Origin of the sequence: Coprococcus sp. AM97-35, assembly GCF_027697525.1 — a bacterium.
Taxonomy (GTDB): Bacteria; Bacillota; Clostridia; order Lachnospirales; family Lachnospiraceae; genus Allocoprococcus; species Allocoprococcus comes.
The window spans coordinates 145879-168390 of the sequence record NZ_JAQESL010000002.1; the positions used below are offsets into that span (position 1 = coordinate 145879).

Here is a 22512-nt window from a genome sequence, read left to right on the forward strand (position 1 = left end):
GTCATCGGATATACTTTCAGAAGAAAAGGAGGTATGAAAGATGACCGGATTTTTTATTGCCCTGCTGTCGGGAGCGCTGATGAGTGTGCAGGGGGTATTTAACACACAGGTAACAAAGACGACAGGAATGTGGGTGAGTAATGCCTGGGTGCAGCTTAGTGCATTTGCCATCTGTCTGGTAATGTGGCTGATCATGGGGAGGGACAGTATTGCCACGATAGGAGAGGTGCAGCCTAAATATATGCTGCTTGGCGGTGTGATCGGAGCAGGGATCACCTGGACCGTGATCAAAAGTATGGCGCAGCTCGGGCCTGCAAAGGCGGCACTTCTGATCGTTATGTCTCAGCTTATTGTGGCGTATCTGATTGAACTGGTGGGATTATTTGGTGTGGAAAAAGAGCCATTTTCCTGGAGAAAAGTGATCGGTATGGGGATCGCTCTGATCGGCACGACAATTTTTCAGTGGAAATAGGTTGTCTTTTGGAAAAAAATTCGTTACAATAATCATGTCTTGGAAGTACGAGGGGACATGCTCTGCGGAAAAGGAGTATGTATGCGGAAAAGAAGACGGATTTTATATCAAATATGTGGAATTTTCCTTGGAATCAGCTGTATGCTGTCAGCATGCCATGAAAAAGAAGAGACCTTTACCAGTGTGGCTGCTGCAGAAGCGGATGCCGGGGATAAGAAAAACGAGGCAGAATCAAAGGCTGCCGAAGAAAAGCCGGATAAGGCAAAAGCAGATCCGGGTGGTGAAGAAAAAGAAGGTTCGATCTGGGTGTATGTATGTGGCGAGGTGGCATCACCCGGTGTATATGAACTGCAGGAAGGAGACCGCATCACGCATGCCATAGAAGCAGCGGGAGGTCTGACGGAGGCAGCAGGACAGGTTTATCTGAATCAGGCAGCACATCTGACAGATGGACAAAGGATTTATGTACCATCCAGAGAAGAAGAACAGACTTTGAAAGAAGAAGGTTCACCATCGGATATGGCTGATGCCGGGATGGGAAAAGACACAGGAATAATAAACCTGAACACCGCGACAAAGGCTGAACTTTTAAGCTTAAGCGGGATTGGCGAGTCCCGCGCGGAAGCAATTATTGCTTATAGAGAGACAAACGGTGGATTCAGGAAGATAGAGGATCTGAAGAAAGTGGACGGGATCAAGGAAGGAATCTTTCAGAAGATCCGGGAGCAGATAACGGTAGAGTAGAGGAGTGCGCAAGATGGGCAGAAAAGTATTGGTAGTAGATGATGAAAAGCTGATCGTGAAAGGACTGAGATTCAGCCTGGAACAGGATGATATGGAAGTTGACTGCGCATACGACGGTGAGGAAGCACTTGAGATGGTAAAAAGAAAAGAGTATGATATGATTCTTCTGGATGTCATGCTTCCAAAATACGATGGATTTGAAGTATGCAGACAGATCCGTGATTTCTCAGATGTACCGGTCATCATGCTCACTGCGAAGGGCGAGGATATGGACAAGATCCTCGGGTTGGAATATGGCGCAGATGATTACATCACAAAGCCGTTCAACATTCTTGAAGTTAAGGCCAGAATGAAGGCAATCATGCGCAGGGTCGCTAAAAAAGACGGGATGAGCGCGAGCGGTAAAGTTGTGGTAAAGGGAGATCTGAAGATCGACTGTGAAAGCCGGAGAGTTTTTTCCGGGGACAGGGAACTGAATCTTACCGCAAAAGAATTTGATCTTCTGGAGCTTCTTGCAATGAATCCGAACAAGGTTTACAGCAGGGAAAGTCTTTTGAATATTGTCTGGGGATATGAGTATCCGGGAGATGCAAGAACGGTAGATGTACATATCAGACGACTGCGCGAGAAGATTGAAGTAAATCCAAGTGATCCGAAATACGTTTACACAAAGTGGGGAGTTGGCTATTATTTCAGGGGTTAAATTTTTTGTACCAAAATTCATAAAAAGTCTGCAAGTGCGGGTAACGGTGATCCTGAGCGTATTTGTCATATTATCCAGTGTGATCCTGATGAATGCGATTCTGCAAAGCTATGATCAGAGAACCGTATCCGTGCGCACAGCAGAGATTCAAAACCAGTGTACGATTCTGAGTAATCAGCTGGTCAATTCTGATTATCTGAAAACGGGAGTTTCTGATGTGATCGATACAGAACTATCACAGTTATCCAATATTTACAATGGAAGAGTGCTTGTTATTGATGATGAATTCCGGATTGTGGAAGATACCTATGATCTGGAGGAGGGAAAGACGATCATTTCCGAGGATGTAGTCAAATGCTTCCGCGGCGAGAAGCCGGCAAGTTATGACAGAAAGAGCCGGTACATTGAAGTGGCAGTCCCGGTCAAAAAAGGGGAAGAGCCGGTAAAAGGAATGATTCTGGTCAGTGTTTCTACAGACAGTCTGCGTGACAATGTAGAGGCATTGCAGACAAAGGCAAGAATTGCAACGGTTGCAATCAGTATTATCGGGATCTTTTTATCAGCAATCATCGGTATGCTGCTTGTAAGGCCGCTGAAAAGGATGTCTCAATCGATCGAGGAGATGGCAGGAGGCTATGGAGATAATTATCTCCATGAAAATGCTTACGATGAAACGGACCGGATTTCCAATGCATTTAATAAGCTGTGGGACCGCTATAAAGTACTGGATGCATCGAGAGAAGAGTTCGTGGCAAATGTATCCCATGAGTTGAAGACACCGTTGACCTCTATGAAGGTGCTGGCGGATTCACTGCTGATGCAGCCGGATGCACCGACGGAGATTTACCGGGAATTCATGGGTGATTTGTCCGAAGAAATCGAGCGGGAGAATAAGATCATCAATGACCTTCTGGATCTTGTAAAACTGGATAAGAAGGGTGCAAACTTAAATATTAAGAGTCAGGATGTTAATGAACTGGTAGAACGGATTCTCAAAAGATTACAGCCACTTGCGGCAAAAAGTAATATTGAGCTGGTATTTGAGAGTTTTCGTCCGGTGACAGCGGAGATTGATGAGGTAAAGATTGCACTTGTGATCACGAATCTGGTGGAAAATGCGATCAAGTACAATAAAGAGAACGGATGGGTACACGTGTCGTTAAATGCGGATCATAAGTATTTTTATCTGAAGGTTGCGGATTCTGGAATCGGGATTCCGAAAGAAGATGCGGATCATATATTCGAGCGATTTTTCCGTGTGGACAAATCCCATTCTCGTGAGATCGGCGGAACCGGTCTTGGGCTTTCGATTGCAAGAAATGCGGTTGTCATGCACCGCGGTGCAATCAAGGTCTACAGTGAACCGGGAGAGGGAACGACATTTACAGTCCGGATCCCGCTTACTTATATCAAGAGGGAAGGGTGAGAAGAATGAAAAAAAATTACCAGATCATAAGCATTCTTCTTGCGGTGTGTCTTCTTACAGGCGTTGTGGGATGCAGAAAAAAGGAGCAGAAAGCAGATGCAAAATACACGATTTACCAGATTAACCAGAGCGGAACGGCGCTGGTTCCGAAAGGCTATGATGGAACAGGAAAGTCGGCGGACGAAGAAGTAAAAGGAATGCTGTCTGCGCTGCAGAAGTGTGATGACGAGGTGAAGGCACAGGCGGCACTGCCGAAAAAGGTAAAATTGGAGAGATACACTCTGGAGGATGAAAAGCTGATCCTGTACTATAATGCTGCTTACGGAAAGATGGATACGGTAAGAGAGGTTTTGTGCAGGGCGGCACTTGTCCGTTCGCTGACGCAGATCGATGGAGTGGATCTGGTGATGATCTGTGTAGATGGAACGCCACTTACGGATAAAAAAGGGAATACTTATGGATACCAGCAGGCAGAAGATTTTGTACAGAACACAGGCTCTTCTATTAACTCTTTCCAGGAGATGAAGCTTACGCTGTATTATGCAGATTCATCTGGAGAAAAGCTGCAAAAGGAAGAGGATACGGTGCGGTATAACAGCAATGAGTCGAAGGAACGGGTTGTAGTGGAACAGCTGATGCGAGGACCATCCAATAACAGACTGCTTGCTACCATACCAAAAGGAACAAAGCTGCTGGGTGTGTCGATCAAAGATCATATCTGCTATCTGAATTTTGATGAAGGACTTCGGAACATTGCTCCGGGAGTCAGTCCGGAGACGGTGATCTATTCCATCGTAAATTCAGTGATCGATGGTGGAAATGTCTCTGAAGTACAGATTTCAATCAACGGAGACAGCAGTATTGTATATCAGGAGAGTATAAAGCTGGATGAACCTCTGAGCAGAAACCAGGAAATGATAAAGGAGGATTGATCGGTTGATCAAGCGAAGACTTGGTTTTGCCGGAATACTTCTGGCAGGACTGATTCTGGTACTGTATCTGACAGGGGGAGGAAAGATTTTTGGAAGACTCGGTGTGTCAAGGTGTGAGAAGCTCTGGAAAGAGTCGGAAGAAGTGATGGTGGAAGGAGAGGTTTATCAGAAAACCAGAAAAGAAGAAAAACTGATCCTGTATCTGAAAAAAATACAGATCAGAGAGATGGGGAATGGAAAAGCAGTCGCTGACGAGAGGCTGCTTGTCTATCTGGATGAAAAGGGAAATGGTCCGGAAATCGGACAGCGGATCCTGGTTAAAGGCAATGTGGGATTTTTTGATCCGGCGGCCAATCCGGGCAATTTTGACCAGAAAAATTATTATAAGCAGCAGAATATCCAGGCAGTCTTATGGAAAGGGAAGGTTCTGGAAAAACAGGTGAAAAAGACTTCCTTCCGGGAAAAGCTGTGGCAGTTTAGGAACCGGACCGCAGATGAGATCTGCAGAGAGATGGGAAAGCGTCGAGGGGGTATTTTGTGTGCGGTTCTTCTGGGAGATTCTTTTTATACAGAAGAGAAAGTGAAAGAACTTTACCGGGTGGCAGGGATCGGGCATCTGCTTGCCATATCCGGTCTGCATATTTCTTTTTTTGGCAACGGACTTTACCGGGGGCTTAGGAAAACCGGATTTTCTATTTTACAGGCCGGTGTAGTGGGAAGTCTGCTTCTTGGGAGCTATGTGGTGATGACAGGAATGAGTGTTTCGGCACTGCGGGCGTTTACCATGTTTCTGATCCGGATGGGAGCAGAGCTGACAGGAAGGGAATACGATGGATTGACGGCACTTGGGATTGCGGAAATTGGTTTGCTTCTGGCAAATCCGTTGCGGCTTTTTACGGCAGGGTTCCAGCTTTCTTTTGCTGCGGTTCTCGGTATCTATCTGATTGGTTTGGGAAATAAAAAAGGCAGATTTTCAGACAGTGTCCGGATGTCGGTGAGGCTCTGGCTTTTTCTGCTGCCAGTTACATTGTGGCACTATTATGAAACCTGCCTGTATGCGCCAGCCTGGAATCTTCTGGTAATTCCGATGGCATCCGTGCTTCTGTTTTGCGGGAGTGCAGGGATGGCAGTCATGCTGATTCCGTGTGGGGCAGGAGATATAATGCAGAGCGCACTTTGGAAAATAACAGAGTGGATTTTGCTTTTTTATGAAAAAGGGAGCGGTCTGCTCCTGGAACTTCCGGGGGCAAGGTGGATTCCGGGAAGACCACGGCTCTGGCAGATTGCCTGTTATTATGGGGTTCTTCTATTTTATTTGTGGAGAAAAAGGAAGGAAAAGAAAGAGGGCAGACAAACCGGGAAACGGGTGGTAAGACAGCTTGTGACAGCTGGGATCCTGCTCATCCTGCTCGGGATCCCAAAGTGGAAACGAGGGCAGATGGAGCTGACTATGCTGGATGTGGGACAGGGCGACTGTTTTTTCTTTCGGGACGGAAACGGAAAAAATTACCTGATCGACGGCGGAAGCAGTTCGGTAGATGCAGCAGGAAGATACCGGTTGGAACCATTTTTAAAATTCCGGGGCGTGAAGAGGCTGGATTATGTGTGGGTGACGCATGGGGATGTGGATCACTTAAATGCAGTGGAAGAACTTCTGGAACGGAGAAAGTATGGAGTAGAAATCCAGTATCTGATTTTTCCGGAACAGAAATATTGGGATGAAAGGCTTATTAAATTATGTAATCTGGCAGAAGAGGCAGGAACGAAGGTACGGGTAATGGAGATGGATACTATTTTTCTGTCTGGAAAATTGAAGATGCGTTGTCTCTGGCCTGGAGAAGGTGAGCCATCTGAAAATGGAAATGAAAATTCTCTGGTACTTCACCTGCAATATGGAAAAATTACCATGCTTTTTACCGGAGATCTGGAAAATACCGGAGAAGAGCTGTTGGCAGAGAGAATAAAGAATCTCCGGAAAAAAGGAGAACTTCCGGCGTGTTATGATCTGCTGAAAGTCGGACACCACGGATCAAGAAATGCGACCGGCGAAGAGCTTCTGGAAGTGATCCGACCACGGGTAGCATTCTGTTCATCCGGAAAAGAAAACCGTTATGGACATCCGCATGCGGAAACACTGGAAAGACTTGCAAAATGGGGCGTAAGCCTATATAATACGAAAGACAGAGGTGCTGTCAGTATGTATACAGATGGAAGGGAATATGGTATCCAAAGTCCATGAAAAGTTTGAATGAAGATTTAAAGACAGGACAGTTTAAGCAGATTTATCTTCTGTACGGCGAAGAAGCTTATCTGAAAAAATTATATAAAAACCGTTTCGTCAAAGCGATGGTTCCGGAAGGTGACACGATGAATTATCGTTATTTTGAGGGAAAGAACACGAACCCGAAGGAGATTATCGACCTTGCCGAGACATTACCTTTTTTTGCAGAGCGCAGGCTGATCGTTCTGGAAAATACCGGTTTTCTGAAAAATGCGACACCGGAGCTGGCAGAATATCTGAAGAACATGCCGGAGACCACTTATATGATCTTTGTGGAATCAGAGCTGGATAAGAGAGGAAAGCTCTACAAAGTGATCAAGGAGAAAGGTCATATTGTAGAACTGAAGCGGCAGGATGAAAAGACACTGATCCGCTGGATCCTTGGGATGGCGAAAAAGGAGAAGCTTCAGATGTCGGAGGCAGCAGTGCGCTATCTGCTTGCAAAGACTGGTAATGACATGGAGAATCTCGGGCAGGAGCTGGAAAAATTATTCTGTTACTGCATGAACCACACGGAGATCACGGCAGCAGATATTGATGAAATCTGTACTACGCAGATCGGAAACCATATTTTTGATATGGTAGATGCAGTTGCAGCAAAAGAGCAGAAAAAAGCGCTGGATTACTATTATGATCTTCTAACACTGAAGGAACCGCCGATGCGGATCCTCTACCTGCTGACCAGACAGTTCCGTATCCTGATGGAGGTAAAAGAGATGGACCATACTGGGATTCCGCCAAAAGAGATTGCCGCCAAGGTGGGAATCATGCCATTCCTGGTAGGAAAGTACCGGGCACAGGCGAAGGCATTTACCAGGAAAGAGCTGCGTGGGATCGTAGAAGCCGGTGTACAGACGGAAGAAGATGTAAAAACCGGAAAGATGGGAGATATCCTCTCGGTGGAACTCTTTCTGGTGCAGTACAGTAGCAAACGGGAAAAGTAATCAGATATAGATAAGAAGAAAAAGGAGAGACTGAAAATATGCATATGGATCAGAAAAAGATTCGAAATTTTTGTATTATTGCACATATTGACCATGGAAAATCCACACTGGCGGACCGTATTATTGAGCAGACAGGTCTTCTGACCAGCAGAGAGATGCAGGCACAGGTGCTGGATAACATGGATCTGGAAAGAGAACGTGGTATCACAATCAAATCACAGGCAGTCCGCACGGTTTATAAGGCAAAGGATGGGGAGGAATATATCTTTAATCTGATCGATACTCCGGGACACGTAGACTTTAACTATGAAGTGTCACGGAGTCTTGCAGCCTGTGATGGAGCGATCCTGGTCGTTGATGCGGCACAGGGCGTAGAAGCGCAGACACTGGCAAATGTATATCTGGCACTGGACCATGATCTGGATGTCATGCCGGTTATCAACAAGATCGATCTTCCAAGCGCAGAGCCGCAGCGTGTGATCGAAGAGATTGAAGATGTGATCGGAATTGAAGCGCAGGATGCACCACTGATCTCGGCAAAGACAGGGCTTAATGTAGATCAGGTTCTGGAACAGATCGTGACAAAGATTCCTTCTCCGACAGGAGATCCGGATGCACCGCTTCAGGCACTGATTTTCGATTCCCTCTATGATCCGTATAAAGGCGTTATCGTATTCTGCCGTATCAAAGAAGGATGTATCACGAAAGGAATGCCGATTCATATGATGGCGACAGGTGCAACTGCCGATGTTGTGGAGGTTGGATATTTTGGTGCCGGACAGTTTATCCCTTGTGATGAGCTTTCAGCAGGAATGGTTGGATATTTTACAGCCAGCCTGAAAAATGTAAAGGACACCCGTGTGGGTGATACCGTAACAGGTGCGGAAAATCCATGTTCTGAGCCTCTTCCGGGATATAAAAAGGTCAACCCGATGGTGTACTGCGGAATGTATCCGGCAGACAGCTCCAAATACCCGGATCTGAGAGATGCACTGGAAAAACTGCAACTCAACGATGCGGCACTTCAGTTTGAACCGGAGACCTCTCTTGCGCTGGGATTTGGTTTCCGCTGTGGTTTCCTTGGACTTTTGCATCTGGAGATCATTCAGGAGAGACTGGAAAGAGAATACAATTTGGATCTGGTGACAACTGCGCCGGGCGTTATCTACAAGGTGCACAAGACCAACGGAGAAGTGATCGACCTGACCAATCCGTCTAATCTTCCGGATCCGTCAGAAATTGATTTTATGGAAGAGCCGATGGTAAAAGCAGAGATTATGGTGACATCCGAATTTATCGGTGCGATCATGGATCTGTGTCAGGAAAGACGTGGCGAATATCAAGGAATGGAATACATCGAAGAGACCAGAGCGGTATTGAAATACCACCTGCCTCTGAATGAGATCATCTATGATTTCTTTGATGCGCTCAAATCCAGATCCCGCGGTTATGCGTCTTTTGATTATGAAATGCTCGGCTATGTCAAATCTGATCTGGTCAAGCTGGACATCCTGATCAACAAAGAAGAAGTGGATGCTCTTTCCTTTATTGTATTTGCGGGAAGTGCTTATGAGAGAGGAAGAAAGATGTGTGAGAAGCTCAAAGAAGAGATTCCGAGACAGCTTTTTGAAATTCCGATCCAGGCAGCTGTCGGAAGCAAGATCATTGCCCGTGAGACAGTAAGAGCCATGCGTAAGGACGTACTTGCCAAGTGCTACGGCGGTGATATCAGCCGTAAGAAGAAGCTTCTGGAAAAGCAGAAGGAAGGAAAGAAGCGTATGCGCCAGGTTGGAAATGTAGAAATTCCACAGAAGGCATTTATGAGTGTATTAAAACTGGACGACAAATAGACAGACAAAGGATAATCGAGCAGGCTGACTCCTACTCGATTCGTATACTTTGTACACTATCTCGCTTAACAGCTCGATGATGTACATTCGCCAAGTACAGATTCTTGTGCAAGCACAAATCTGTACTTGGCTCATCGTATACATAAAAAGGCAGGAGCGGTTTCCGAGGGAAAAGTTCCTGCCTTTTGCACAGAAAAGGAGAAAAGCAGATGCAGCCTTTAGAACTATATATTCATATTCCGTTTTGTGTGAAAAAATGTGCATATTGTGATTTCCTTTCCGGTCCGGCCGGAGAAAAGGAAAAAGAGGAATATGTGAAAATGCTGGTCGACGAGATCAGAAACTGTCCGGATACAGTGCAGAATTACAGGGTGATTTCCATTTTTTTCGGAGGCGGAACCCCATCTCTTCTTACCGGTGAGCAGATTGGGCGGCTGATGGATACGGTCAGGGAAATATTTACGTTGGATGAGGACGCAGAGATCACTGTGGAAATGAATCCGGGAACGGTAACGGAAGAAAAACTGCGAAAGTACAGACAGGCAGGGGTGAACCGTCTGAGTATCGGTCTGCAGTCGGTCAATGATGAGGAACTTCGTCTGCTTGGAAGAATCCATACTTATGAAGAATTTCGGGAAGCATATCATCTGGCGAGAGCCAATGGTTTTTCAAATATCAATGTAGACCTGATCTCGGCAATTCCGGGGCAGACGGTGGAAAGCTGGAGGCGTACACTGGAGCAGGTAATGGCACTTTCCCCGGAGCATATTTCTGCATATAGTCTGATCTTGGAAGAGGGAACAACTTTCTATAAAAAATATGTAGAAGACGAGGCAAAAGAAGGGCCAAAGCTTCCGGATGAGGATGCGGAGCGTCAGATGTACTGGGATACGGAAACGCTGATGGAGAAGAACGGATATCACCGGTACGAGATTTCCAATTATGCTAAGGAGGGATATGCCTGCCGGCACAACCTGGGATATTGGGAGAGAATTCCGTATCTGGGATTTGGAATTGGTGCGGCATCTCTGGTTCCCGGGGATCTGATTGGAAAATGCAGGAAGCTGGAAGGAAAAATGAGTCGCTACACGAACCCGGATCAGTTAAGGGAGTATGCACATTCCTACAGGAACAAATTTCAGGCAGAGCTTCTGACAGAAACTGAGGAGATGGAGGAATTTATGTTTCTTGGACTGCGGAAAATGAACGGAATCTCAAAAAAAGAATTTTCAGAGTATTTTGGGAAGAGTCTGGAGGATATTTACGGTGAACCGATCTGCAAACTGGAAAGCTTAAAGCTTCTTGAGCAGGATGATGACAGAGTATGGCTTACAAAACGGGGGATCGATGTCAGCAACAGTGTGTTTGTAGAGTTTCTGCTGGAAGAGTAAAATTTGGAAAATCAGAAAAATATAAAGTATACTTGACAAATAGGTTTTATAGGCATATAATGACATCATCGAGTTAAACCTATCAAAACAGTAGGAAAGAAAGGAGAACTTACGATGTCAAAAATTTATAATGGTGCTTTAGAGCTTGTTGGAAATACTCCTCTTGTAGAGGTGAAAAATATTGAAGAAGAATTAGGATTAGAGGCAAGAATCCTTGTGAAACTGGAATATTTTAACCCGGCCGGAAGTGTAAAAGACAGAATTGCCAAAGCAATGATCGAGGATGCTGAGGAAAAAGGATTATTAAAAGAAGGTTCTGTTATCATTGAGCCTACTTCGGGAAATACGGGAATCGGTCTTGCATCGATTGCAGCAGTCAAAGGATACCGTATCATTCTTACTATGCCGGAGACAATGAGTGTAGAAAGAAGAAACATACTGAAAGCATACGGAGCAGAGATTGTTCTGACAGAAGGCGCAAAGGGAATGAAGGGTGCGATTGAAAAAGCAGATGAACTTGCAAAAGAGATCCCGGGCAGCTATATCCCTGGACAGTTTGTTAATCCGGCTAATCCGGAAGTACACAGAAAGACAACCGGACCAGAGATCTGGAAGGATACAGACGGAGAAGTAGATCTGTTTATCGCAGGTGTTGGTACAGGTGGAACACTGACCGGTGTCGGCGAATATCTGAAATCCCAGAATCCGGATGTGAAGATCGTTGCATTGGAGCCTGCAAGTTCACCGGTACTTTCTACAGGAAAAGGTGGTCCTCACAAAATTCAGGGAATCGGAGCAGGATTTGTACCGGACGTACTCAACACAACTGTATATGATGAAATATTTACTGTAGAAAATGATGACGCTTTTGCAACAGGAAAGCTGCTTGCAAAGAAAGAGGGAATCCTGGTAGGAATTTCTTCGGGAGCTGCACTTTATGGAGCGATCGAACTTGCAAAACGTCCGGAAAACAAAGGAAAGACGATTGTGGCACTGCTTCCGGATACCGGAGACAGATATTACTCCACACCGCTCTTCACGGAGTAGAATATGAATTTTTCAAAGAAAAGCAGATACGGACTTCGGGCACTGATCGACCTGTCCGTATACTCGAAAGAATCCCATGTTGCACTTGCAGCAATTGCAGAGCGTAACAGTATTTCACCGCAGTATCTGGAACAGGTATTTGCGGCACTCAGAAAAGCCGGAATCATCAAAAGTGTGAAAGGACCGCAGGGGGGATACCTGTTGGCGAAGCCTGCCACAAAGATTTCGGTTGCGGAAATATTACGTGCGCTGGAAGGTGATTATCTCATCGAAGAAGAGGATGTAGAAGGCGCCGAGAACGGAAGGGCTGCGGCTCAGGCTGTACAGAGTGAAGTTATCGAACGTCTGAACAGAGGACTACAGGATATCCTTGAGAATCTGTTTCTCTCTGACCTCGAACAAAAATATCAGGAATACAGTGAATACAGTCAGGATATGTACTATATATAATAGAAGAAATGCACACCATCAGACCGGGAGGCTGGGGTGTGTATTTTTTGGTTTGACGGTCGGGTGGGGAGTTTGGGAGGAAGGGAGCAGGCGGTTCAGGCAGAAAAGAAGGGATTCCGATTCAAACGGAATGGTTTGCCGATTGAATTGGAATCCGACAGCATATCCGGGTGGAACCGGACTAAAAATAAAAAAATCATAAACCCTGTTGACAAAGTGAATAGTAAGTGGTACATTTATAAGCGTAGAAAATATTAGCACTCATACATAACGAGTGCTAATAACAAAAAGGAGGTAGCATATGGAAGCCATACAGGAACTTAGTGAGCGGAAGACGAAGATCTTACATGCAATCATTAAGAACTATCTTGAGACCGGAGAGCCTGTGGGATCCAGAACGATTTCCAAGTATACGGATCTGAATTTAAGTTCGGCAACGATCCGGAATGAGATGGCAGATCTCGAAGAGCTTGGTTATATCATGCAGCCTCACACATCAGCAGGAAGGATTCCGTCGGATAAAGGTTACAGATGGTATGTGGATATGCTGATGAGCCAGAAAGAACAGGAGATTACCGAAATCAAAGGTCAGATGCTTGAGAAGGCTGACAAGATGGAAGAACTTCTGAAGCAGGTTGCAAAGGTTCTTGCGAACAACACGAATTATGCGACGATGATTTCGACTCCGACTTACAACGGGAACAAATTAAAATTTATCCAGCTTTCACAGGTTGATGACCATCAGCTGATCGTTGTGATCGTGATGGAAGGCAACATTGTAAAGAACCAGATCGTGACACTGGATGAGCCGCTCAGCAATGAAGCACTATTGAAGCTGAATATGCTTCTGAATACTTCGCTGAACGGAACTTCGCTAGAGCAGATCAATCTGGGAGTGATCGCAAGACTGAAAGAACAGGCAGGGATCCACAGTGGTGTGATGAGCAGTGTCCTGGATGCAGTAGCGAATGTGATCCAGCTGGATGACGACATGGAGATTTACACCAGTGGCGCGACGAATATTTTCAAGTATCCGGAGCTTAGTGATAAGCAGAGCGCACAGGAGATCATCAGTGCTTTTGAAGAAAAGCAGCAGCTTGCCGCTCTGGTAACAAAGTCAATGGCAAACGGCGGTGAAGACAGAGACATCCAGGTATACATCGGAGATGAATCGAATGTGGAGAACATGAAAGACTGCAGCGTAGTCACAGCAACATATGAGTTGGGCGAGGGCATGCAGGGAACCATCGGAATCATCGGACCGAAGCGAATGGATTATGAACATGTCATGAAGACGCTTAAGACACTGATGGCAGAGCTGGATGACATATTCCACAGGGATGAGCCGAAAAAGCTCGAATAAGAAGTAAGAAAGGTGGAAGAACCATTGGATAAAAAGATGAGTAATGAAGAAATGGTAAAAGAAGCAGTGGAAGAAGCAAAGAAAGCTGCGGAGGCAGAAGCCAAAGAGCAGGAGGCAAAAGGGCAGGAACCGGAAGAAACCGAAGCAACAGAGGAAGAAGCTGTTGGTAAAGAGACGAATTCCGAAGATGCTGAAGAACCAAAGAAAAAGAAGCTGTTTGAAAAGAAGAATAAAAAAGATAAAAAGGATGAGCAGATCGCAGATCTGACAGACAAACTTACGAGACACATGGCTGAGTTCGATAATTACAGAAAGCGTACTGAAAAAGAAAAGTCAGCGATGTATGAGATCGGAGCCAAAGATGTTGTAGAAAAAATTCTTCCGATTGTAGACAACTTTGAACGCGGACTTCAGTCCGTACCGGAAGAAAAGAAAGATGATCCGTTCGTAGATGGAATGGATAAGATCTATAAACAAATGATGAGCACACTGGAAGGAATCGGAGTAAAACCGATCGAAGCAGTTGGTCAGGAATTCGATCCGAATTTCCACAATGCAGTGATGCATGTGGAGGATGAAGAACTTGGTGAAAATGTAGTAGCTGAGGAATTCCAGAAAGGATATATGTACCGTGACTCAGTCGTAAGACACAGCATGGTAAAGGTAGCAAACTAAGATATACCGTGTACCGCATTTACGATACACTTTATATAAATAACAAAGCAAAATACAATTTTTATTATATTAACAGGAGGTCTTCATAATGGGCAAAATCATTGGTATTGACTTAGGTACAACAAACAGTTGTGTAGCGGTTATGGAAGGTGGACAGCCGGTCGTAATCGCAAATACAGAAGGAGCAAGAACTACACCATCTGTAGTAGCATTTACAAAGACAGGAGAACGTCTTGTAGGTGAACCTGCAAAACGTCAGGCAGTAACAAATGCAGAAAAGACAATCTCATCTATCAAGCGTGAGATGGGTACAGATCATAAAGTAGACATCGATGGAAAGAAATATTCTCCACAGGAAATTTCAGCTATGATCCTCCAGAAATTGAAAGCAGATGCAGAAGGATATCTTGGAGAAAAAGTTACGGAAGCAGTTATCACTGTTCCGGCTTACTTCAACGATGCTCAGCGTCAGGCTACAAAAGATGCAGGTAAGATTGCAGGTCTTGATGTAAAACGTATCATCAACGAGCCTACAGCAGCAGCTCTTGCATATGGACTTGACAATGAAAAAGAACAGAAGATCATGGTATACGACCTTGGTGGTGGTACATTTGATGTATCTGTTATCGAGATCGGTGACGGCGTTATCGAAGTTCTTTCTACAGCTGGTAACAACAGACTTGGTGGAGATGACTTCGACCAGAAGATCACAGATTATATGCTTGCAGATTTCAAGGCAAAAGAAGGCGTAGACCTGTCAACAGACAGAATGGCACTTCAGAGACTGAAAGAAGCAGCTGAAAAAGCAAAGAAAGAACTTTCTTCTGCAACAACAACAAACATCAACCTTCCGTTCATCACAGCAACAGCTGAAGGACCGAAGCATTTTGATATGACTCTTACAAGAGCTAAATTCGATGAACTGACACGTGACCTTGTAGAAAAGACACAGGAACCGGTAAGACGTGCACTTTCTGATGCAGGACTTACAGCAGCAGACTTAGGTCAGGTACTTCTTGTTGGTGGATCTACACGTATCCCGGCAGTTCAGGAAGAAGTAAAACGTCTGACAGGAAAAGAACCAAGCAAATCTCTTAACCCGGATGAATGTGTAGCACTTGGTGCTTCTATCCAGGGTGGTAAGCTTGCAGGAGATGCAGGTGCAGGCGACATCCTTCTTCTTGATGTAACTCCACTTTCACTTTCTATCGAAACAATGGGTGGTGTAGCTACAAGACTGATCGAGAGAAACACAACAATCCCGACAAAGAAGAGCCAGATCTTCTCTACAGCAGCTGATAACCAGACAGCCGTTGATATCAATGTTGTACAGGGTGAAAGACAGTTTGCAAGAGATAACAAGTCCCTCGGACAGTTCAGACTGGATGGAATTCCGCCGGCTCCACGTGGAATCCCACAGATCGAAGTTACATTCGATATTGATGCAAACGGTATCGTAAATGTATCTGCAAAAGATCTGGGAACAGGAAAAGAACAGCACATCACAATTACAGCAGGATCTAATATGTCTGATGCAGATATCGACAAAGCTGTAAAAGAAGCTGCTGAATTTGAAGCTCAGGATAAGAAACGTAAAGAAGCAATCGATGCTAAGAACGATGCCGACGCTATGGTATTCCAGACAGAAAAAGCACTTGGCGAAGTTGGAGATAAGATCGATGCAGCAGACAAAGCAGCAGTAGAAGCTGACGTACAGGCTCTGAAAGATCTGCTTGCGAAAGCGAATACAGAAGAACTTACAGATGCTCAGGTTGCAGAAATCAAAGCAGGAAAAGAAAAACTGATGGAAAGCGCTCAGAAACTGTTCACAAAGGTTTACGAACAGGCAGGCGCACAGGCTGGTCAGGCAGGACCACAGGCTGGACCTGCACCAGAAGCAGGACCGGCTCCAGAAGGATTTAACGGAGATGACGTAGTTGACGGAGATTACAAAGAAGTTTAATCCGTAAGATAAGATGAGAAACTGCAAGGCGGCATTATACCGTCTTGCAGATTTCATGTATCATAAATAAAAATAGTTTTTTATGACATAAAAAGCCTCCGGTTAGGTGAACTGCATGTGCAAAGAAGATGTTGCAGAGAGCCGGCGCGGGCATGAGAATGTGCCAGGGTACATTCTGTATTAAAATACTTTGAGAAATATCTAAGTGAGGTAGGATTATGGCAGAGGCAAAAAGGGATTATTATGAGATCCTGGGCGTATCACGAGATGCGGATGATGCGACTCTGAAAAAAGCATACAGAGCTTTGGCGAAAAAATATCACCCGGATATGAATCCAGGAGATGCAGAAGCCGAAAAGAAGTTCAAGGAGGCTTCTGAAGCCTATGCTGTTCTGAGTGATGCAGACAAACGGCGTCAGTACGATCAGTTTGGTCATGCAGCGTTTGAAGGCGGTGCAGGCGGAGCCGGTGGATATGGCGGTTTTGATTTTAACGGGGCAGACTTTGGTGATATTTTTGGTGATATCTTCGGTGATCTGTTTGGCGGTGGCAGAAGAGGCGGACGTGCGAACAATGGTCCGATGAAAGGCGCCAATATCCGTAAAGGTGTCCGGATTACATTTGAGGAAGCAATTTTTGGATGCGAGAAGGAACTGGATATCGTTCTGAAAGATCCATGTACAAAGTGTAACGGAACAGGAGCAAAACCGGGAACAAGTCCGGAGACCTGTTCAAAATGTGGTGGAAAAGGTCAGGTTGTTTATACATCACAGTCGTTCTTCGGAACGGTGCAGAATGTGCAGACCTGTCCGGACTGTCATGGAACGGGTAAGATCATTCGTGAGAAATGTCCGGACTGTGGTGGAACAGGCTATACTTCAAGCCGCAAGAAGATCAAAGTCACAATCCCGGCAGGTATTGACAATGGTCAGAGCGTAAGAATCCGTGAAAAAGGTGAACCGGGTGTGAATGGCGGACCGAGGGGAGACCTTCTGGTAGAAGTTACGGTTTCCAGACATCCAATCTTCCAGAGACAGGATGTTCATATTTTCTCAACTGCACCAATTTCGTTTGCGCAGGCAGCACTTGGTGGTGATGTGCGAATCAAGACGGTTGATGGTGATGTGATCTATACCGTAAAACCGGGAACTAAGACTGATACAAAAGTACGACTGAAAGGAAAAGGGGTACCTTCTTTGAGAAATCCTCAGGTCAGAGGTGATCATTATGTGACGCTGGTTATTCAGACTCCGGAAAAATTAAGTCCGGAAGCCAAAGAAGTGCTTAGACATTTTGATCAGTTGACAGGAAATACACTGAACCAGGAAGAGCCGGCTTCTGAATCGAAGGGTAAAGCTAAGAAAAAAGGGTTCATGGATAAGTTAAAAGAAACATTTGAAGAATAATAAAAAGGTGGCTGTGAAAAACTCGATTGAATTTTTCACAGCCACCTTTTTTATTCTTCTTCGTCTTCCAGTTCTCCTCCGATGACACCTCCGAGAACGGCAGTGAAAGAAGCAACAACGACAGCGGCGATGATTGCTACACCGATTAGTGCTACTAAAATACCCATAACACGTACCTCCTTTTCTCGTCTTTTTATAGTATAACACGGAGGCAAGTAAAATTAAATGAAAAAATGTGACTTTTTTCATTTAGTATGCTATAATGTCAAAGAGCAAATGATAACACAGCGTATTGTCAGTTTTGCGGATTTAAAATAGTAAGGCTTAACGGTTAAGGAGGGCAAACCAATATGGCACTGAAAAAACAGATAAAAGAAACAAAGGCAGCAGAGGTAAAGGCAGCGGCAGAAACTAAAGAAGAAGTAAAAACAGCAGTTAAAGCAGCAGAAGATAAAGTCAGCGAAAAAGTAGAAGAAGTAAAAGAAACTGCTAAAAAAGAAGCACAGCCGAAAGAAGTAAAGGCTACTGTTGAAAAGAAAGCGCAGGAGGTAAAAAAAGCTGCAGGAGAAGTGAAAAAAACAGTAGAAGAAACAGCTGAAAAAGCTGCAAAAGAAGTGAAGAAAACTGCAGAGAAAGTTACAAAAGAAGTAAAGAAAGCAGCACCAAAAACAACAGCAAAAAAATCTGCGGCAAAGAAAGAAATCAAAACAGAAGTTGTTCTTCAGTATGGTGAAAAAGAAGTAAACACAAAAGATATGATTGCTTCAGTAAAAAAAGACTGGACAAAACAGAAACATAAAATTTCCGAGATCAAGAGTATTGAGCTTTATGTAAAACCGGAAGATTATGCAGTATACTATGTAATCAATGGCGAACATACCGGAAAAGTATGGTTATAAGATAAGACTGAAAGATTTAGTCCGAACCGCAATCTTTATTGAACGGTTCGGATTTTTTTAAGGAGAGAGGTAAAATGCAAAAGTTTATACAGTATACCCCGACAGAAATCCTGTTTGGAGAAAACACACAGGCAGAAGTTGGGAAAGAAGTTAAGAAATGGGGCGGAAGCCGTGTGTTTATCGTATATGGCGGTGGAAGTGTAAAGAAAAGCGGACTTCTTGCGCAGGTAGAAGAAGCACTGGAAAAAGAAGGACTTGCTTATGAGGAATTTGGCGGAGTAAAGCCAAATCCCCGGATGGCATATGCACAGGAAGGCGTTGAGAAAGCAATTGAGTTCGGTGCGGATTTTCTTCTTGCAGTAGGCGGTGGAAGTTCTATTGATACAGCAAAGGCAATCGCCCATGGTGTGGCAAACCCGGACTGGTCTCTGGAGGAAATCTGGGGAGGTGAAATCATACTTACCAGATCGACACCGGTAGGATGCGTACTTACGATTGCGGCAGCAGGAAGTGAAACAAGCGATTCCGCAGTTCTGACAAACGAAGAAACAGGGAAAAAGGGAGGAATCAGCACTAGCCTGAACCGCCCGAAGTTTGCGATTATGAATCCGGTTCTTACCTATACGCTTCCAAAATATCAGATTGCGTGCGGAATCGTGGATATCATGATGCATACACTAGAGCGATATTTTATTCCAAATACGAGAAATCAGATAACAGATGAAATTGCAGAGGGAGTTCTGCGGGTTGTGATTGAAAATGGAAAGAAAGGTCTGGAGAATCCGACAGACTACGATGCCATGAGTGAAATCATGTGGGCAGGAAGCCTTTCCCATAATGGTCTGACAGGTCTCGGAAGAGCAAAAGATTTTTCTGTACATAAGCTCGGACATGCACTTGGTGCAAAATATGATAAGGCGCATGGTGCAACCCTTTCAGCTGTCTGGGGATCCTGGGCAGAATATGTCTATAAAAACGATGAAGAAAGATTTGCGCATTACGCAAAAAAAGTATGGGGCGTAGAGGAAGAAGATGTGGCGAAAGCCGCAAAAGAGGGAATTCGCCGGACGGTAGAATATTTCCGTGAGATTCATATGCCGACAAATTTAAAGGAACTGGAGATCGGAGAAGTATCAGAGGAAGATCTGCGGGAACTTGCAATGGCGGCGACATTAAATGATACTGTAAAACTTTCAAAAATCAAAGAACTTACTGCCGAAGATGTATACCAGATTTTCCGGAAAGCGGCAGAAAAATAAGATGGAAATAAATAAGAGAAAATTTTACAGACAAGTGTTCGCACTTGTAATCCCAATGGCACTTCAGAATCTGATCAATGTGGGTGTGACGGCGGCAGACGTGCTGATGCTTGGAAGAGTCAGCGAAAAAGTTCTTTCAGGTGCATCCCTTGCAGGGCAGATACAGTTTGTCATGACACTGATCCTTTTTGGTACAACATCAGGTGCAACGGTTTTGACTGCACAGTACTGGGGAAAGAAAGATACACAGACGATTGAAAAAATCCTTGGAATGGGAATGACCATCGGTGTCAGCTGTGCAGCTCTTTTTACCATTGTTGCGGAAATCATTCCGGAAGTGCTGCTTCATATCTATACCAGTGACCCGGCCGTGATCGCAGAAGGTGTGAAATATTTGCGGATCGTGGCGCTTTCCTATGTTCTGATGGCGGCAACGCAGGTCTATCTTTACATTATGCGGAGTATCGAGCAGGTTGTGATCGCAACGGTTGTTTACAGCGCGTCACTAGTTTGTAATGTCCTGGTAAATGCGCTTCTTATTTTTGGCTTATTTGGTTTACCGAAGATGGGAATTATGGGTGCGGCAATCGGAACTCTGACAGCAAGGATCGTAGAACTTATCATTGTAATCTGGTATGCAAAAGTAAAAAACCATGACGTTAGATTTCACCCGGTCTATATGCGTAAGATCGACAAGGTGCTTCTAAAAGACTTTCTGATTTATGCGAGTCCGGTGATCTTGAATGAAATGATGTGGGGACTTGGTTCTACAGCGAATACAGCAGTGATCGGTCATCTGGGAAGTGCTGCGGTGGCAGCAAATTCTGTTGCTCAGGTTGCAAGACAGCTGGCAACGGTGGTTGCCTTTGGTGTATCCAATGCGACTGCCATTTATCTTGGTAAGACCATCGGTGCAAAAGAGTTTCATCTGGCAAAAGAGTATGGAAAAAGATTTTTGTGGCTGAGTATTATTACTGGTGCGGTAGGAGGCGGCATCATTCTGATAGCTGCTCCGATTGCAAATCATGTGATGACACTCTCACAGGAAGCGCAGGGGTATCTTTATTTTATGTTTTTTGTTATGTCTTACTTTACACTCTGCCAGGCGATCAATACGACCCTTGTGGTGGGTGTATTCCGGGCAGGAGGAGATACCAGGTTTGGTCTGATCCTGGATGTGTCTACCATGTGGGGATGCTCTATTCTGCTGGGTATGATCGCTGCCTTTGTCTTTCATGCGCCGGTGCAGGTTGTTTATATCCTTCTGATGAGTGATGAGGTGATCAAAGTACCGATCACAGTCATGCGCTACCGAAGCTATAAATGGATTCAGAATGTGACGAGAGAAAAAGCAGAGCTGGCATAACATTGTATGCGAAAATAAATTTGGAATTTTGAGGCAGATGTGATATGATATAGAAAGAATATATTTGAAAAGGAGATTTGCAACATGAAATTAGTATCAACAGAAAAAGCACCAAAAGCACTTGGACCGTATTCCCAGGGATATGTACATGGGGGAATCCTTTATTCAGCAGGACAGATTGCGATCAATCCGGCTACAGATACTGTAGAAGCTGATACCATCGAAGGACAGGCTGACCAGGTATGTAAGAACATCGGAGCAATCCTTGAAGAAGCAGGAACTTCTTTTGACAAAGTATTAAAGACAACCTGTTTCCTTGCTGATATGGGAGATTTTGCCGCATTTAACGAAGTTTATGCGAAATATTTCACATCAAAACCAGCCAGAAGCTGTGTTGCTGTTAAGACACTTCCAAAGAACCTTCTTTGCGAAATTGAAGTGATAGCAGCAGTAGAAGAATAGGATTTATAAATCCTGAAAATTAGGAGGATGGCGTTATGGCAGAAGAGCAGAACAGCGGATGTTCGCCGGAATCGTGTTCTTCCTGTGCGCATGCGGGTTCATGCAGCAGTGCGAAGAAAGATCTGAAAGCACCGGCAAATCCGTATTCACAGGTAAAAAAAGTAATTGGAGTAGTCAGCGGTAAAGGTGGAGTCGGCAAATCAATGGTGACAGCATCTCTTGCACGTATGATGGTACAGCAGGGATATTCAGTTGGTATTCTGGATGCGGATATCACAGGACCATCTATCCCGAAGATGTATGGAGTGCATGGAAGTGCAGTCGGAAGCGAGGCGGGAATGTTCCCGTGCGTTGCAAAAGACGGCACGAAGATCATGTCGGTCAATCTGCTTCTGGAACACGAATCAGATCCTGTCATCTGGAGAGGACCGGTGATCGCAGGAGTAGTAACCCAGTTCTGGACTGATGTAATGTGGGGAGATCTGGATTTCTTATTTGTTGATATGCCGCCGGGAACAGGGGATGTTCCTCTTACGGTATTCCAGTCACTTCCGGTAGACGGCGTTGTGATCGTGACTTCGCCACAGGATCTGGTACAGATGATCGTAGAGAAAGCTTACAATATGGCAAAGAAGATGAACATACCGGTTCTCGGACTGGTGGAAAACTACAGTTATCTGGAATGTCCGGACTGTGGAAAGAAAATATCTGTATTTGGGGAAAGCCACATTGACGAGATTGCAGAAAAACTTGGGGTAGAAGTACTCGGAAAGATGCCGATTGATCCGAAACTTGCCGAAATTGTAGAACAGGAGAAGTTCTATGAGGCAGACAACCAGTATCTTAAAAACATCATTGACAAGTTCAATTAAGAAGAAA

Annotated in this window: 20 protein-coding genes; all 20 read left to right on the forward strand. The window is 44.8% G+C overall.

All coding sequences use genetic code 11. The features are described from left to right. The first annotated feature begins 40 nt into the window (after nt 1-40). The 20 genes from PG840_RS02460 to PG840_RS02555 all read left to right on the forward strand — a co-directional run bounded on the left by PG840_RS02460 (nt 41) and on the right by PG840_RS02555 (nt 22505). Nucleotides 41-472, forward strand: coding sequence for a DMT family transporter (locus tag PG840_RS02460; protein ID WP_008374687.1), 432 nt, complete (start codon nt 41-43; stop codon nt 470-472). Between the two features lie 81 nt (nt 473-553). Then, nucleotides 554-1216, forward strand: a complete 663-nt coding sequence (locus tag PG840_RS02465) for a helix-hairpin-helix domain-containing protein (protein ID WP_022220712.1) — start codon at nt 554-556, stop codon at nt 1214-1216. Between the two features lie 13 nt (nt 1217-1229). Continuing rightward, nucleotides 1230-1919 carry a response regulator transcription factor gene (locus PG840_RS02470; protein WP_008374691.1) on the forward strand — a complete coding sequence of 230 codons (690 nt, stop codon included), beginning with the start codon at nt 1230-1232 and terminating at the stop codon, nt 1917-1919. Continuing rightward, the gene (locus PG840_RS02475; RefSeq protein ID WP_270205189.1) at nt 1864-3345 is read left to right on the forward strand and encodes a sensor histidine kinase; all 1482 of its coding nucleotides are present in this window, start codon (nt 1864-1866) and stop codon (nt 3343-3345) included. The genes PG840_RS02470 and PG840_RS02475 overlap by 56 nt, the downstream gene beginning before the upstream one ends. A gap of 5 nt (nt 3346-3350) precedes the next feature. Further along, complete coding sequence (locus tag PG840_RS02480; RefSeq protein ID WP_270205190.1) at nt 3351-4277, forward strand: GerMN domain-containing protein; 927 nt, start codon at nt 3351-3353, stop codon at nt 4275-4277. A 4-nt stretch (nt 4278-4281) separates the two neighbouring features. Further along, on the forward strand, nt 4282-6516 hold the full coding sequence (locus tag PG840_RS02485) for a DNA internalization-related competence protein ComEC/Rec2 (protein ID WP_270205191.1): 2235 nt from the start codon (nt 4282-4284) through the stop codon (nt 6514-6516). Continuing rightward, nucleotides 6513-7502 carry a DNA polymerase III subunit delta gene (gene holA, locus PG840_RS02490; RefSeq protein WP_270205192.1) on the forward strand — a complete coding sequence of 330 codons (990 nt, stop codon included), beginning with the start codon at nt 6513-6515 and terminating at the stop codon, nt 7500-7502. The genes PG840_RS02485 and holA overlap by 4 nt, the downstream gene beginning before the upstream one ends. Before the next feature lie 38 nt (nt 7503-7540). Then, the gene (gene lepA, locus PG840_RS02495; protein ID WP_008374702.1) at nt 7541-9352 is read left to right on the forward strand and encodes a translation elongation factor 4; all 1812 of its coding nucleotides are present in this window, start codon (nt 7541-7543) and stop codon (nt 9350-9352) included. Between the two features lie 209 nt (nt 9353-9561). Next, nucleotides 9562-10743, forward strand: coding sequence for a radical SAM family heme chaperone HemW (gene hemW, locus PG840_RS02500; RefSeq protein WP_270205193.1), 1182 nt, complete (start codon nt 9562-9564; stop codon nt 10741-10743). A gap of 114 nt (nt 10744-10857) precedes the next feature. Beyond that, nucleotides 10858-11790 carry a cysteine synthase A gene (gene cysK, locus PG840_RS02505; protein ID WP_055157569.1) on the forward strand — a complete coding sequence of 311 codons (933 nt, stop codon included), beginning with the start codon at nt 10858-10860 and terminating at the stop codon, nt 11788-11790. Nucleotides 11791-11793: 3 nt separating this feature from the next. Next, a complete protein-coding gene (locus tag PG840_RS02510) occupies nt 11794-12240 on the forward strand; it encodes an RrF2 family transcriptional regulator (RefSeq protein WP_008374709.1) in 447 nt (148 codons plus the stop codon). Nucleotides 12241-12541: 301 nt separating this feature from the next. Continuing rightward, entirely contained in the window at nt 12542-13603 is a 1062-nt protein-coding gene (hrcA, locus tag PG840_RS02515) for a heat-inducible transcriptional repressor HrcA (RefSeq protein WP_008374717.1), read from the forward strand. Nucleotides 13604-13639: 36 nt separating this feature from the next. Next, nucleotides 13640-14278, forward strand: coding sequence for a nucleotide exchange factor GrpE (grpE, locus tag PG840_RS02520; RefSeq protein WP_195510150.1), 639 nt, complete (start codon nt 13640-13642; stop codon nt 14276-14278). Nucleotides 14279-14366: 88 nt separating this feature from the next. Further along, nucleotides 14367-16241: a molecular chaperone DnaK gene (gene dnaK / locus PG840_RS02525; RefSeq protein WP_008374721.1), complete on the forward strand. Its 1875-nt coding sequence runs from the start codon at nt 14367-14369 to the stop codon at nt 16239-16241. Between the two features lie 218 nt (nt 16242-16459). Next, nucleotides 16460-17647: a molecular chaperone DnaJ gene (gene dnaJ, locus PG840_RS02530; protein ID WP_008374725.1), complete on the forward strand. Its 1188-nt coding sequence runs from the start codon at nt 16460-16462 to the stop codon at nt 17645-17647. A gap of 350 nt (nt 17648-17997) precedes the next feature. Next, nucleotides 17998-18546 carry a DUF6465 family protein gene (locus PG840_RS02535; protein WP_070097332.1) on the forward strand — a complete coding sequence of 183 codons (549 nt, stop codon included), beginning with the start codon at nt 17998-18000 and terminating at the stop codon, nt 18544-18546. 74 nt (nt 18547-18620) lie between these two features. After that, entirely contained in the window at nt 18621-19805 is a 1185-nt protein-coding gene (locus PG840_RS02540; RefSeq protein ID WP_270205194.1) for an iron-containing alcohol dehydrogenase, read from the forward strand. 1 nt (nt 19806) lies between these two features. Further along, complete coding sequence (locus PG840_RS02545; protein WP_117556428.1) at nt 19807-21171, forward strand: MATE family efflux transporter; 1365 nt, start codon at nt 19807-19809, stop codon at nt 21169-21171. An 84-nt stretch (nt 21172-21255) separates the two neighbouring features. After that, nucleotides 21256-21633 carry a RidA family protein gene (locus tag PG840_RS02550; RefSeq protein ID WP_117556305.1) on the forward strand — a complete coding sequence of 126 codons (378 nt, stop codon included), beginning with the start codon at nt 21256-21258 and terminating at the stop codon, nt 21631-21633. Between the two features lie 35 nt (nt 21634-21668). Beyond that, nucleotides 21669-22505 carry an Mrp/NBP35 family ATP-binding protein gene (locus PG840_RS02555; protein WP_117823958.1) on the forward strand — a complete coding sequence of 279 codons (837 nt, stop codon included), beginning with the start codon at nt 21669-21671 and terminating at the stop codon, nt 22503-22505. Nucleotides 22506-22512 lie beyond the last annotated feature (7 nt).